Origin of the sequence: Prevotella sp. HUN102, from assembly GCF_000688375.1 — a bacterium.
Lineage (GTDB): Bacteria > Bacteroidota > Bacteroidia > Bacteroidales > Bacteroidaceae > Prevotella.
Genome location: NZ_JIAF01000001.1, coordinates 556,732 through 571,573, shown reverse-complemented (window position 1 = coordinate 571,573; position 14,842 = coordinate 556,732). Strand labels below are relative to the sequence as shown.

The window sequence follows — 14,842 nt, the reverse complement described above, 5'->3', positions numbered from 1 at the left end:
TGTCTAAAATCTACGCCAGTTCGGGATAAGAAAGTTGTTGAAAATGTTGGTAATCTCGCTTATTTTTTGTAACTTTACAGTTGAATATCAATTAATTACAAACAATATAAGCGATGATTACCGAAGACAAAGTTACAGAAATTTTCTGTGTTATTGATGAGTTTTGCAAGAATTTAGGCGCAGAATTGAATAAAAACCTTCAAATAACTCCCACAGACGAAGGCTACAAGCATGTCAGACACCGTAAGGGGCGTATGTGTGAAAGTGAGATTATGACCATTTTGCTATGCTGCCATTTTGGGACTTTCCGAAACTTCAAACATTATTATCTGTTCTTTGTGAAAGTTCATCTTGCCCAATGTTTTCCCACCGCAGTATCCTACAATCGCTTTGTGGAACTTATGCCTCGGGAGTTCTTTACAATGCTTACTTTTATGAAACTTTACGCCTTTGGCAAATGCACGGGAATCAGCTTTGTCGATAGTACAATGATACCTGTATGCCATAATGTAAGAAGATATTTCAATAGGGTTTTTGAGGGCTTTGCCAAGAGAGGGAAGGGTACAATGGGATGGTGCCATGGCTTCAAACTGCATCTGCTTTGCAATGACACAGGAGAGATCATAACATTCTGTCTTACACCTGCCAACGTGGACGACAGAGATCGAAGGGTATGGTCTGTTTTTTACAAAAGTGCTCTATGGAAAAGTATTCGCAGACAGGGGATATATCAAGCGGGAACTCTTTGAGGGACTCTTTGAGCAGGGAATACATCTTGTACACGGACTGAAGGCAAAGATGAAAAACAAACTTATGCCTGTGTATGATAAAATCATGTTACGAAAGAGATATATAATAGAGTGTATAAATGAGTTATTGAAAAACAAGGCAAACCTTGTACATTCAAGACACAGATCGATACATAATTTCATCATGAACTTATGCTCGGCATTGGCGGCATGTTGTTTCTTTGAAAATAAACCGGATGGGCTGTCAGTATATGTGGAAGATAAAAGACAACTGGAACTTTTTTAAGATTTATTATCCCGAACTGGCGTATTGATATTAGATTTTATTGATCTGTTTTCTCGTTTGGATTGCTTGAAAATCCACGAGAGACGGATTCTACAAATTTTCAAAATTTTCTGATTCTCGAATCCAAAAGGTCTTCAATAGGACAAAAGCGAGGTTCGAGTCAGAAATGTTCAGCGTCTGATTACGTGAGTAATTGGGCGTTTTTTTATTGTGATTTTTCCTTGTTCTCCCGTTTCTTTATCTTTTGTCCTTTCATATCTTTATTCCTTGCCTTGGTTCGGGATAAATCCGAACTTGATAGTATGCGATTCCTTGATTCCAAATCCTCTTTGTAGGCACAGGAAAATGGTTGTGGCACACAATGAATATTTCTTACAAAAGCTGCGCTATAATTCGCGTATTTCGCGCCAGTAATTTTTATTTTTCAAATATTGGCAAAATGAGTGTGCGTATGTAAGTGGTTGAAGCGTAATGGTTTGCCTTGTGTTACGCTCTTTTTGTGCATAATAAATTCCTTGAATTGTTCCTAAAAGGGAAAATAAAATGGAAAGAAAGGACTGTTTTTGCGATATATTCTTCGCAGATTCGCTTTGCAATCTTCGGATGGATGCAGTGCATTCTTCGCAAGAACGCAACGCAATCTTCGGATATTTCTGGGGAAAAGCTCGGAAAATGGAGGAGGAAACGTGCTGAAATGGCTCTGTTTTCTCTAAAACGAGGATGGGAGAGGTACGTTTTTTCGGTAACTGATTTTTACAAACTCTGATTTTGCTTTCGCGGAAAGTGGAGATAATTTCCGTGGAAGATGTTTTTCGGAAATAGTGCTTTTGTTGCGAAAAGAGCTGCTGTTGGCACGGTATTTGTAAATAGTTGGGAAGAAAAATAAGAAAATAGAATTAAAATACAGAACTATGCAAACAGGTAAAATTGGAGTAACAACGGAGAATATCTTTCCGGTTATCAAGAAATTCCTTTATTCTGACCACGAAATCTTCCTTCGTGAATTGGTGTCGAACGCTGTGGATGCTTCGCAGAAATTGAAGACGCTTGCCATCACAGGCGACTTCAGGGGCGAACAGGGCGATTTGGCTGTACGCATTAAGATCGACGAGAAAGAAGGCACGCTTACCATCAGCGACAACGGTATCGGTATGGATGCAGAGGAAATTGACAAGTATATCAATCAGATTGCATTCTCCGGCGTGAGCGACTTTATGGAGAAATATCAGGACAAGGCGGAGGCTATCATCGGACACTTCGGATTGGGCTTCTATTCGGCATTTATGGTGGCCAAGAAGGTGGACATCATCACGAAGAGCTACAAAGAAGGTGCGAAGGCCGTGAAGTGGAGCTGCGACGGAAGTCCTGAATTTACGCTTGAGGAGACCGAGAAGGAGAGCCGAGGCAGCGACATCGTGCTCCACATCGACGATGACTGCAAAGAATTTCTTCAGAAGAGCAAGATAGAGGAACTGCTCAACAAGTATTGCAAGTTTATGGCAGTGCCCGTGATTCTCGGCAAGAAGCAGGAATGGAAGGACGGCAAGATGCAGGATACCGATGAGGACAACGTAATCAACAGCGTGGCTCCGTTGTGGTCGAAGTCGCCATCTGAAATCAAGGATGAGGACTATAAGAGCTTCTACCGCACGCTCTTCCCGATGAACGACGAACCTCTGTTCTGGATTCATCTGAACGTGGACTATCCGTTCAACCTCACGGGTATTCTCTACTTCCCGCGCGTGAAGAACAACATAGAGCTGCAGCGCAACAAGATTCAGCTCTATTGCAATCAGGTTTTCGTAACGGATCAGGTGGAGGGCATTGTGCCCGAGTTCCTTACGTTGCTGCACGGCGTGATAGATTCGCCGGATATTCCTTTGAACGTGAGCCGAAGCTACTTGCAGAGCGATGCCAACGTGAAGAAGATTTCGTCTTACATCACGAAGAAAGTGGCAGACAGACTGAACGGAATCTTCAAGGATAACCGTAAGGATTACGAGGAAAAATGGGAAGACCTGAAACTCTTTGTGAACTATGGTATGCTTTCTGAAAACGACTTCTACGACCGTGCAAAGGACTTCTCGCTCTTTACGGATGTAGACGGCAGGCATTTCACGTTCGAGGAATACAAAACGCTGATTAAGGATAATCAGACCGACAAGGACGGTCAGCTCGTTTATCTCTATGCAACCGACAAGGAAGAGCAATTCTCATATATTGAGGCTGCCAAGGCTAAGGGATACAGCGTGTTGCTGACCGACGGACAGCTCGACGTGCCTGCCGTTTCTATGTTGGAACAGAAGTTCGAGAAGTCTCGCTTCGTGCGTGTCGATTCCGATACCATCGACCGTATCATCGCAAAGGACAATGCGCCGGAGCTTGACCTGAACGAGACGCAGCGCGACATTTTGTCAGAAGCGTTCCAGTCTCAGGTTCCTAAGTTGGATAAAAGCGAGTTTATGGTAGACGTTCAGGCTATGGGTGTGGATGCTCAGCCTGTGATAATCACGCAGAACGAGTATATGCGCCGTATGAAGGAAATGAGCCGTTATCAGCAGGGAATGGCTTTCTATGGTCAGATGCCCGACACCTATACGCTCGTGCTCAATTCCGACCACGCACTCGTGAAGAAGATTCTCTCCGAGGGCGAAGCATCTACGAAGGAAACACTGAAGCCTATCCTCAGCGAAATCAAGGGTTTGCAGGCTCGTCAGACCATTCTTCAGCAGGAACAGGGCAAGAAGAAGCCCGAGGAAATCACGCAGGAGGAGAAGGACGACCTCAGCAATACAGAACAGAACCTCAGCAAGCAGCGTGAGGAGAAAAAGCAGGTGATTGCCGGTTATGCGAAGGACAACGGCACCATTCATCAGCTTATCGACCTTGCATTGCTCCAGAACGGTATGCTGAAAGGCGCATCGCTCAATGAGTTCATCAAGCGTTCGGTGAATCTGATAAAGTAAAAGGTTTTATTGAGACAGGTGTTCAAAATCTTTTGATGCAGAGTTAGAAGAGAATAAACGGAAAAAGTAAGTACGTTTAATCTTGAACACCTAATCTTCTATATCAATCTCGGGAGGCATTCTGACAGTCAGAGTGCCTCCTTTTTGCGTTTTGGGCGGACTGGCTCGGCTGTGCGTGAAAATGTTTTCGTGTGAATGAGACGGTAGGCGTCTTTCCAAAGCGTTAGCTTATTTCTTCGGTTACTTGCTTTCCAATCCTTTTATTTAACTTTTTTTTCTACTTCTTATTTGGATTTTGTTCTTAAAAATATTTAACTTTGTGGGAAATTTAATCAGACAACAGTGACTAAAAATATAGTCAAAGAAAAGGTAAGGGATATTCTTGACGGATATCTTGAGATGAACAATCATCGAAAGACATCTGAAAGGTTTGCTATTCTCGACGCTGTCTATGATATGCAAGGGCATTTCTCGCTCGACGAGCTGAGCTTGGCGTTGGAAAATTCAAATTTCAGAGTGTCAAGAGCCACCCTGTATAATACGATGCGGCTTTTCATAGAGCTGCGTTTGGTTGTGCGTCATCGTTTCATCGGGCAGACTAAATACGAAGCCTGCTACAACAACGAGGATCACATACATCAGATTTGTACGGTATGTGGTGCCGTTACAGAGATAGAGGCAGTGGAAATAACCGATGCTATAGCCAATACCAAATTTCAGCGATTCAGGAAAGACGGTTTCTCGCTATACATCTACGGTGTATGCTCCCGCTGTCAGGCGAAGATGTCGAGGGAACGCAACAAGTTGAAACAGAAACAAGATAAAGCTAATGAAAACAGGTAAGGTTGATGTCCTCTTAGGACTGCAATGGGGAGACGAAGGCAAGGGAAAGATAGTTGATGTATTGACTCCACGCTACGATGTGATAGCACGTTTTCAGGGTGGTCCTAACGCTGGTCACACTTTGGAGTTCGAAGGTCAGAAATATGTGTTGCGCTCTATTCCGTCGGGAATATTCCAAGGAGGCAAGGTAAATATCATCGGAAACGGCGTGGTATTGGCTCCGGATCTCTTTATGGGAGAGGCAAAGGACTTGGAAAAGAGCGGGCATCCATTGTCTGAAAGGCTTTATATCTCTAAGAAAGCACACCTTATTATGCCGACACACCGTGTGCTCGACCGTGCGTTGGAAGCTGCAAAGGGCGATGGAAAGGTGGGAACTACCGGCAAGGGAATCGGTCCTGCCTATACGGATAAAACCAGTAGGAACGGTCTTCGTGTGGGCGACATTCTCGAAAACTTCGAGGAAAAATACGCACAGCACAAGGAACGCCACCTGAAGATGCTGGCTTCGATGGGTTGGACAGACTTTGACGGCTTCGAGGAAGTGGAGAAAACGTGGCTGGAAGGCATCGAATATATGAAGAACTTCCGTTTTGTGGATTCCGAACACGAGATAAATCATATTCTCCGTGATGGAAAGAACCTGCTTTGCGAGGGTGCTCAGGGCACAATGCTCGATGTTGATTTCGGTTCTTATCCGTTCGTAACTTCTTCAAACACCATATCAGCAGGTGCTTGTACTGGTCTGGGCATCGGTCCGAATAAGATAGGAAACGTCTATGGCATTATGAAAGCATACTGCACACGTGTCGGTTTCGGTCCGTTCCCGACAGAACTGTTCGACGAGACAGGCGAGAAACTCCGCGATCTCGGCCACGAATACGGTGCAGTAACCGGCAGAGAGCGTCGCTGTGGATGGGTGGATCTCATTCAACTGCGCTATTCCATAATGATAAACGGCGTAACGGAGCTGATTATGATGAAGAGCGATGTGCTCGATGATTTCGATACCATCAAGGCTTGTGTCGCATACGAACTGCCTGACGGAACAATTACTGAGGAACTGCCATACGAGATTATCGATGTAAAGCCTGTTTATAAGGAGTTCAAAGGTTGGAAAACAGATATGACCGGCTTCACAAGCGAAGAGCAGTTCCCGCAGGAATTTAAGGAGTATGTGGCCTTTATAGAGAACTTCCTTGAAACAAAGATTGGCGTAATCTCGATAGGTCCGGACAGAGCACAGACGATTGAAAGAAACAGATAAGTATAAAAATAATGCGAAGACAGGTAAGTGGGGGTGAGCAAGTAAATTACTTGAAGTCCAAGTCGGTAGTTTATTGGTTCACTACTTCACTTGTCTTTCCGTCCATTAAAATAAAAGGCTATGGCAAATAAACCATCCATCCCAAAGGGTACGAGAGATTTCGGATCGGTGGAGATGGCAAAAAGAAATTATATATTCGACACGATAAAGGAAGTTTATGCACTTTATGGCTTCCAGCAGATAGAAACTCCGGCTATGGAAACCCTTCAGACGCTGATGGGAAAATATGGCGAAGAGGGCGATAAACTGCTTTTCAAGATACTTAATTCGGGAGATTTCCTCAAAGGATGCACAGATGAGGAACTCGTTGGTCGCAACACGCTGAAGCTCCAGACAAAACTTTCCGAGAAAGGACTGCGCTACGACCTCACGGTACCGTTTGCACGGTATGTTGTAATGCACCGTGAAGAGTTGCAGTTGCCTTTCAAGCGTTACCAGATTCAGCCTGTCTGGCGCGCAGACCGACCACAGAAAGGCCGTTACCGTGAGTTCTATCAGTGCGACGCCGACGTGGTTGGCTCCGAATCGCTGCTCAATGAAGTAGAGCTGATGCAGATTATAGACACGGTGTTCACTAAGTTCGGTGTGCGTGTGCAGATAAAAATCAACAATCGTAAGATTCTTACCGGTCTGGCGGAGGTAATGGGCGAGCAAGACAAGATAGTTCAGATTACAACGGCTATCGACAAGCTCGACAAGATTGGTCTGGAAAGCGTGAACGAAGAGCTTGAAAAGGAAGGAATATCCAAGGAAGGCATCGAAAAATTGCAGCCAATCTTCAAGTTGGAAGGAACGAACGACGAGAAACTCGAGACCATCGCAAGCGTGTTGTCTGAAAGCGAAACAGGTCTGAAAGGCGTTGAAGAGACAAGATACATTCTTGATGCCTTGAAGAAGACAGCCCTGAACAATGAAATTCAGCTTGATTTAACTTTGGCGAGAGGTCTGAATTATTATACCGGTGCCATTTTTGAAGTGAAGGCACTCGACGTTGCAATCGGTTCTATTACCGGTGGCGGCCGTTACGACAATCTTACGGGCATCTTCGGTATGCCGGGACTTTCCGGAGTAGGCATCAGTTTCGGTGCAGACAGAATCTATGACGTGTTGAACGCATTGGATTTATATCCCAAGGAAAGCGTGCAGGGCACTCAACTGTTGTTCATCAACTTCGGAGAAAAGGAAACCGACTATGTTTTGCCAATCGTTTCCAAAGCCCGTCTTGCCAATATCAGGACTGAGATTTTCCCCGATTCCGTGAAGATGAAGAAGCAGATGGCGTACGCCAATGCGAAGAACATTCCTTTCGTCGCGCTTGCAGGCGACAATGAAATGGAGCAGGGCAAGATTACTCTGAAGATAATGGCAACCGGCGAACAGTTGCTGGTAACTCTGGAGGAGCTTTTGGAGAAAATCAAGTAGAAATTTTCAATTTACAAAAAAGACGAAAGGGAGCGCAAATGCGTTCCCTTTTCTTTTGCCCTAAACTATGAGTGGCGAATAAACCTACTTCTAAACTTTCCTCTTTTCAACTTAATATCCTTGCTAATTTGTTTCCTTGCCTCCTTCGTTCATTAATCCTGATTCCAATATTTTTGTAAAAATATTATCCTGAAAAACACTCGTATTTTTTCAGCAATACAGAGAAAATGGAAGCATATTTTGAAGATTGAAATCCATTGTTCGCAATTTCTGATAGCAAACTACCGAAGTTTGCTTTGCATTCTTGCGAAGAATGCAAAGCGTTTATCGCACGGACACAATCCGAAAATGCGATGAATAATGTGCGAAATGAGGTCGGAAAGTCGGATTTATTCATCTATATCAGAAATAATTATTGAGAAATTAATGCACAAAAATTGATGGACAAACATAGATAGTTGCAATATAGATGCTTACGGATGCACAGTCAAAATTCGCGTATTTGAAAAATAAAACTCTTTTGTTCAAAATAAGCGAGTTATGGAGAGCCTTTTGTAAAGAATATTCAGAGCGTTCGGAATGGAAATGATGCAATGCCGATGCGTGGCAATAAAGATTCAACGAATGCAGTTTCAGTCAGCAGCGCGGCTTCTGTTCTATCAGTATTTTGAGCGTGTGCCTTTTTACGGCTTCAGAACGCTATCTAAAAAGTGCTAAATATTTTTTCTAAGTTTAAATAAACACTAATATGTGGATTTAAAATAGTAACTTTGCAAGTATGATGATAAAACGACTCCTTTTGATTTGTGCCTGTGCGTTTGCCGTTGTTGCTGCAAAGGCACAATATACGATACAGTGTGAAGATACGTGTTCACACGTTCACGGTCTGGATATGAGCCATTATCAGGGCGATGTATGGTGGGAACAGGTGGCAGAGAACAGTAATCACAAGATGAATTACGTTTATCTGAAGGCGACTGAGGGAAGAGATTATATCGACAAGCGATATTATGAGAATATTCAGGCTGCGCAGAGACACGGTATGAACGTGGGTTCGTACCATTTTTACAGACCAACGGTGCCGCAGGTGTTGCAGTTGCGCAACTTTCGTGCGCAGTGCCGTCCGCAGGATCAGGACTTGATTCCGATGATTGACATCGAAACCAACGGCGGTCTGAGCAGTTATGCCCTGCGCGACAGCCTCACGAAGTTCCTCGAACTGGTAACTGCTGAGTACGGAGTGAAGCCTTTGGTCTATACCTATACCAATTTCTACAATAAACATTTGGCAGGTGGCTGTCTGGATGGCTATAAGTTGTTTATTGCCCAATACTCCGATGCGGAACCCGTGTTGAGCGATGGCAGAGACATCTACGCTTGGCAATATACCGGTAAGGGAAAAATCAGAGGCGTGAAAGGCTACGTGGATAAGAGCCGATTGATGGGACGGCACAGTATGAGGGAGATAAAATTCCCCAAGCGACGAAGAAACTGATAACCTGATAATAATATAGATTCCAAAATATAATTTTAATAGAGTTATGATTATTAAGTGCCCAGAATGTGGACATCAGATTAGCGACAAGGCACCATTGTGCCCACATTGTGGAGTGGAGATAGCAGGACATTTGGTTAAATGTTCCAACTGTGGCGAAACTTATCTCAATGTTGAAACATCCTGCCCGAATTGTCATTATTCTGAATTGACCGGTTCGGAAAATATTGCAGAAGACAGATTGGAGAATACCGAAAAGGCTGACGAATCTTCAGCCGAAGCAATCGTAATGGATAATGAATCCAGTGCAGATGCTTCTCTGGCTGAGGCTGATACGACGGTAGTTGAGGCGGCAGCGATGCACGGTGCTGAAGTGGCGGCGGATGTTTCGGAAACAGACGATGAAGTTCTGCAAGCCGTTGAGTTGGAAGAAGTTGTTGAGTCGGAAAAGGAAAAAGAGATTTTTGTTGATGCCGAAGTCGATGACGATGCAGAAATAAGCGACGCTACAAGCGAAGAAACAAAGAAGAACAATCATATTGCGCTGCTGGTATCATTGCTGTTGGCAGTGCTGATAGGTGTAATCTTCCTGTTCTTCTATAATAAAGGGCTTCTGGCAGACCAAGCGGCAGACGAATATTCAGTAGCTTTGAAGAGCAATGACGTTGAACTGATTCTGAAATACCTGAAGGAACATCCGAACGCTTCGGCTGAACAGAAGGAAACCTTGCAGAATGCCATTGCCACCCTGACGCAGGGAGACGACGAACTCTCCAAGGTCGAGGCTCAGAACACGATAGAGGCATACCGTGCATATTTGGCTAAGAATCCTGATTCGGATAAGAAGAACGAAATCCTCGACAAGATGGATGAGATTGCGTGGGCAAACGCTACTGCCGAAGATACGGAGAAGTCGTATCTTGATTACTGCCTGTTCGTGGAGCAGCAGAAATACGGTAAGCACAAGGCTGAAGCAGAAGAGAAACTGAAGGATATGGCAGAGGCATCATTGCCTGCCGAGGCAAGTTCTGAAGACAAGTCGAAGGCAGTTTCGGCAGTACGGAATTTCCTCGTGGGTATCAACAGCCGCAGTGCAGACAAGATTAAGGCAGAAGTGGCAGAAACTTTCAGCTTCAAAGGAGCAGCGGGCGCGACAGCCAAAAACGTAATGGACTATATCCGTATCGACCTCTACAAGGCAGATGTGAGTCAGGCGATTTGGAATCTCAACAAAGAATCGGCAAATGTTACGGTAGAGAAAAAGGAGGACGGCAGTTCTGCATTGAAAATTTCGATTAATGGCTTTATAGCATATAGCAAGAAAGACGGTACAAGTCCGAAAGTAAATAAAACGATTAATGCAACTTTACAGAACGGAAAGATAACTTCGATATCTTGGTAACATAAAGAAACGGAACAGCACAAGCTGCTCCGTTTTTGTTTTTCTTAGAGTTTGGCTGTGAAGGTAAATGCTCCATCGAAGCATTGCTTCAAGTTTTCAGGTTCATTCTTGAATATTCCGAATACCGAACTTCCACTTCCCGACATCTGTGCGTATGTCGCTCCCAGTTCATATAACTTGTTCTTGATTGCAGGCAATTCAGGATGAAGCCCGAATATAGAGTTCTCGAAGTCGTTGCTCAGCATATTCTTCCAGTCCTCTATCGGTTCGAGAATTGCCTTTTCGCAGGAAATAGCCGGGTGTTGAGGCTTGATGTTTCTGAAAGCCTCGGAGGTTGGGATGGGAATATCAGGTTTCACGATAGCTATGTAACAGCCTTTGAGAAGGTCTTTGTCCGTATTCAGTGGTGTGAAAATGTTTCCGATGCCGGTGGCAAAAGTCTGTTTTCCCTGAATAAAGAATGCGCAGTCTGCGCCGAGTCTGGCTGCATAGTCCTCCATTTGAGCTATGGATATATTCAGATTGAACTGCGCATTGAGCAACTTTATCATAAAAGCGGCATCCGACGAACCACCACCCAGTCCAGCTTGCGACGGTATTCGCTTTTCGAGCGACACCTTTACAGAGGGCAGTTTATAGTCTTTGGCTATTAGGTTGTAGGCCTTCACAATGAGATTGTCCTGTGCGTTGCAGTCCAACTCGTTTCCTTCCATCTGCAATGTACACAGGGAATGCGATGCGTTGTCTACTTCTTTGATTTCCAATACATCACAGAGTGGGATGGGATAGAACACCGTTTCCAGATTATGATAGCCGTCTTCGCGTTTGCTCACTACGTTCAGTCCGAGATTGATTTTGCAACAGGGATAAGTAATCATATCGTATGTAATTTTATGTAGTGCAAAGATAGAAAAACTTGAATGATAAAACGCCCGAGTTGAAAACTTTTTTGTAAATTTGTAGCGTTATGGCAGAAAAGAATACCACCACTACAAGAAATAGCAGAAGACGACAGTCGGCTCCTATTGACACCTCATTCGGACACTTGCAGCCACAGGCCACGGATATTGAACGTGTGGTTCTGGGCGCATTGATGGTCGATAAGGACGCATTTACCGTTGTTTCAGAGATATTGCGCCCTGAAACGTTCTACGAACCTCGCCATCAGAAAGTCTATGAAGCCATCCAGTCGCTGAATTTTCAGGAAAACCCTGTGGATATGATGACCGTTACGGAGGAGTTGAGGCGTAAGGCAACGCTCGCCGACGTAGGCGGGCCGGCTTATATTGCCGAACTCACTTCGCAGGTGGCATCATCTGCCAACATAGAATACCACGCGCGAATCCTTGCGCAAAAGTCTCTGGCGCGCCAGTTGATACACTTTGCCTCAATGATTGAAACAGATGCGTTCGACGAGACGGTCGATGTCGATGAGCTGATGCAGCGCGCCGAAGGAAGCCTGTTCGAGCTTTCGCAGAAGAATATGGCGCAAGACTACGTTCAGATAGACACCGTGGTGAAGCAGGCGCACGAGATTCTCCTCAAGGCATCGCAGAACGACGGAGGACTGACCGGTGTTCCGACCGGATATTACAAACTCGACGAGATAACTGCCGGTTGGCAGCCTTCCGACTTGGTGATTATTGCCGGCCGCCCGGCGATGGGTAAGACCTCGTTTGCCTTGAGTTTGGTCAAGAACATTGCGATAGACTATCAGACGCCGATTGCATTCTTCTCTCTTGAAATGAACAACGTGCAGTTGGTCAATCGTTTGATTTCCAACGTTTGTTCCATTCCCGGCAGCAAGATTCTGAACGGTCAGCTCACACCCGACGAATGGGAACGTTTCGATACGAACATCCGTAAGATGGACGGAGCACCCGTTTACGTGGACGACACGCCCGGATTGTCGGTGTTCGAGTTACGAACGAAAGCCAGACGACTGGTAAGGGAGCACGGAATCAAGGTGCTGATGATTGACTACCTCCAGTTGATGAACGCAAACGGTATGCGATTCAGCAGCCGACAGGAAGAAGTGTCCACCATCAGCCGTTCGCTGAAGGGATTGGCAAAGGAACTGAACATCCCCGTTCTGGCACTTTCGCAGTTGAATCGTACCGTTGAGCAGCGCGACGGCATCGAGGGAAAGCGGCCGCAGTTGAGCGATTTGCGCGAATCCGGAGCCATTGAGCAGGATGCCGATATGGTTCTCTTCGTGCATCGTCCGGAGTATTATCACATCTATCAGGATGAAAAGGGCAACGACCTTCGCGGTATGGCGCAGATTATCATTGCGAAACACCGTAAAGGTGCAACCGGCGACGTGCTGTTGAACTTTAGAGGAGAGTTCACAAGGTTTGCAAATCCAGATGATTCAGGGCTTCCCAGTCCGTTTGATATGGGAGGCGAGATTGTCGGAAGTAAGATGAACGGCCCCGACATACTGCCTCCTCCACCCGGTTTCGACGACGGACCGTTGCCTCCTCCCGGCACGGAACGCCCTCCGTTCTAAGATATTGACATACCAAAAAGACCATATCTCTGTTCCCAAAGGACGAGATATGGTCTTTTTCTATGGTGTTCAATCTGGCGTATGCCTTAGCAATCAGCCCGAAGCCATAGGCATAAGATGGCGAAAGAACAGGTTTGAGGATGGAATGCTCCTTAGTCCAATTCGCCCGGAGCGAAGGTCGTAGTGTTCCAGTTGCCCGTTTCAATGCCCTTCTTCAGCCAGTACATACGCTGTTCAGACGTACCGTGCGTGAAACTTTCGGGCTGCGAGTAGCCTTGTGCTTTTTCCTGCAAGTAATTGTCGCCAATCTTTTCGGCGCAGTCGATGGCTTCTTCGAGATCGCCGTCCGAAAGACTCTGGTATTTCTCGTTGTCGTAGTGTGCCCAACAGCCTGCGTAGTAGTCTGCGAGCAACTCGAGCTTGACGCTGATTTTGTTTGCTTCTGTCTTATCCAAGCGAGCCATCTTTGCGTGTGCTTTTCCGAGAATTCCGCGGAGATACTCCACGTGGTGGCCTACCTCGTGCGCAATCACGTAGGCGTAGGCAAAGTCGAGGTCGCCCTTGGCCTCAATGTTGAGCTGCTTTCTCATACTTGAGAAGAAACTGAGGTCGATGTAGAGCTTTTGGTCGCCGCTGCAATAGAACGGACCCATTGCTGCCGACCCATTTCCACAAGCCGTATTCACAGCACCCGTGAAGAGCACGAGGGTAGGGAACTGATACTGCATTCCGTTCTCCTGAAACTGCTGCACCCACACGTCTTCCGTGCCTGCAAGAATAGTCTTTGAAAATTCGGCAAGTTCCTGTTCTTCAGTCGTAAATTCGGTTTTGCCGTTGGTCTTTTCCTGTACTTGTCCCTGCATCTGCTGCTGAACCACCTGTGTAACTACGTCGCCGATGTTGCCACCACCGAGAAGCGTCATCACTGCAATGAGGATGATACCGCCAATTCCTCCGATGCCAGCTTTCGCACCGGTGCTCATTCCACGTCTGTCCTCAACGTTGCTGCTTTGTCTGCGTCCTGTAAGTCTCATATTCTTTCTGCTTGATTTTTATCTGTTAATAGTCTTTTGTCTATATAAATATGTTGCAAAGATAAAATAAAAAAATGATATTTGCTAAAAGTCTTTGCCTAATGTGAAAATATTTATAATTTTCCGATAGAATCAAATTTATGAAATCTGATGATGAGTTTGCAGAAAATATATGAAAATCAGGCAGTAAGAGAAAACAGACAGATGCAGAACGAGGCAGAGGTTTCCGGTTCGTCGGATTTTTTCATACATAAGTTTGGAATGAAACTGTGCCGTGGTTGTTGTTGGTTTTGTAAGTGATTGATAATCAATGGTTATATTCCTTGGTTTCAAACGTGCGAAGAATGCGCTGCAATCTTCGCACGTTTGCGTTGCGTTTTTGCGAATATTGCAGTGCATTCTTCGCATACTTGCAAAACGTGTTTGTTTCTCTTTCTCGAGCGTGATAATTGTTCTGCTGAACGGCTGATGCAGAATCCCATCCGATTTGTTGATAAATCGGATTTCATTATAATATGGCAACAGACGAATATACGGGCGAGAAGATTACGACTGAGCTTCGAGAAGAATTGAAAAGAAATGGTTAAACAATTTGATTATCAATGTATTTATCCCTGAATTATTAAACTTATAGATTCATTGTCCAATAGACTTATTCCGAAAGCAGGCGGCAGATGAAAGGTTTTGCTAAGCCCATCAAGGATTCTTCGCCGGTAGGAAAGACAGTTGGAAAACGGATGCAAATCCAACGAACCTATAATTGCATCTGCCTGTATTAATTAGGTAGATTAAGATTTGGGCATATC

General features: G+C 45.0%; 9 protein-coding genes and 1 pseudogene. 8 read left to right on the top strand and 2 right to left on the bottom strand.

The window, feature by feature from the left end:
- The first annotated feature begins 113 nt into the window (after positions 1 to 113).
- The 7 genes and pseudogenes from P150_RS15735 to P150_RS0102560 all read left to right on the top strand — a co-directional run bounded on the left by P150_RS15735 (position 114) and on the right by P150_RS0102560 (position 10,490).
- Positions 114 to 1,035: pseudogene (locus P150_RS15735) on the top strand (IS982 family transposase).
- Between the two features lie 911 nt (positions 1,036 to 1,946).
- On the top strand, positions 1,947 to 4,001 hold the full coding sequence (gene htpG / locus P150_RS0102585; RefSeq protein WP_028896362.1) for a molecular chaperone HtpG: 2,055 nt from the start codon (positions 1,947 to 1,949) through the stop codon (positions 3,999 to 4,001).
- 342 nt (positions 4,002 to 4,343) lie between these two features.
- A complete protein-coding gene (locus P150_RS0102580; protein ID WP_028896361.1) occupies positions 4,344 to 4,844 on the top strand; it encodes a Fur family transcriptional regulator in 501 nt (166 codons plus the stop codon).
- A complete protein-coding gene (locus tag P150_RS0102575) occupies positions 4,831 to 6,111 on the top strand; it encodes an adenylosuccinate synthase (protein WP_028896360.1) in 1,281 nt (426 codons plus the stop codon). Before P150_RS0102580 ends, P150_RS0102575 begins: the two co-directional genes overlap by 14 nt.
- A gap of 120 nt (positions 6,112 to 6,231) precedes the next feature.
- Positions 6,232 to 7,593, top strand: a complete 1,362-nt coding sequence (hisS, locus tag P150_RS0102570; protein ID WP_028896359.1) for a histidine--tRNA ligase — start codon at positions 6,232 to 6,234, stop codon at positions 7,591 to 7,593.
- A gap of 778 nt (positions 7,594 to 8,371) precedes the next feature.
- Positions 8,372 to 9,088 (top strand): glycoside hydrolase family 25 protein, encoded by a 717-nt coding sequence (locus P150_RS0102565; protein WP_028896358.1) that lies wholly within the window; start codon positions 8,372 to 8,374, stop codon positions 9,086 to 9,088.
- A 46-nt stretch (positions 9,089 to 9,134) separates the two neighbouring features.
- A complete protein-coding gene (locus P150_RS0102560) occupies positions 9,135 to 10,490 on the top strand; it encodes a zinc ribbon domain-containing protein (RefSeq protein ID WP_028896357.1) in 1,356 nt (451 codons plus the stop codon).
- Between the two features lie 44 nt (positions 10,491 to 10,534).
- Here P150_RS0102560 and ispE read toward each other — a convergent pair whose 3' ends face one another.
- Positions 10,535 to 11,368 carry a 4-(cytidine 5'-diphospho)-2-C-methyl-D-erythritol kinase gene (gene ispE, locus P150_RS0102555; RefSeq protein ID WP_028896356.1) on the bottom strand — a complete coding sequence of 278 codons (834 nt, stop codon included), beginning with the start codon at positions 11,366 to 11,368 and terminating at the stop codon, positions 10,535 to 10,537.
- A gap of 89 nt (positions 11,369 to 11,457) precedes the next feature.
- Between ispE and dnaB the strand changes: the two genes are divergently transcribed.
- The gene (gene dnaB / locus P150_RS0102550; RefSeq protein ID WP_028896355.1) at positions 11,458 to 13,002 is read left to right on the top strand and encodes a replicative DNA helicase; all 1,545 of its coding nucleotides are present in this window, start codon (positions 11,458 to 11,460) and stop codon (positions 13,000 to 13,002) included.
- A 152-nt stretch (positions 13,003 to 13,154) separates the two neighbouring features.
- Here dnaB and P150_RS0102545 read toward each other — a convergent pair whose 3' ends face one another.
- Positions 13,155 to 14,036 carry a neutral zinc metallopeptidase gene (locus P150_RS0102545; protein WP_028896354.1) on the bottom strand — a complete coding sequence of 294 codons (882 nt, stop codon included), beginning with the start codon at positions 14,034 to 14,036 and terminating at the stop codon, positions 13,155 to 13,157.
- Between the last annotated feature and the right edge of the window lie 806 nt (positions 14,037 to 14,842).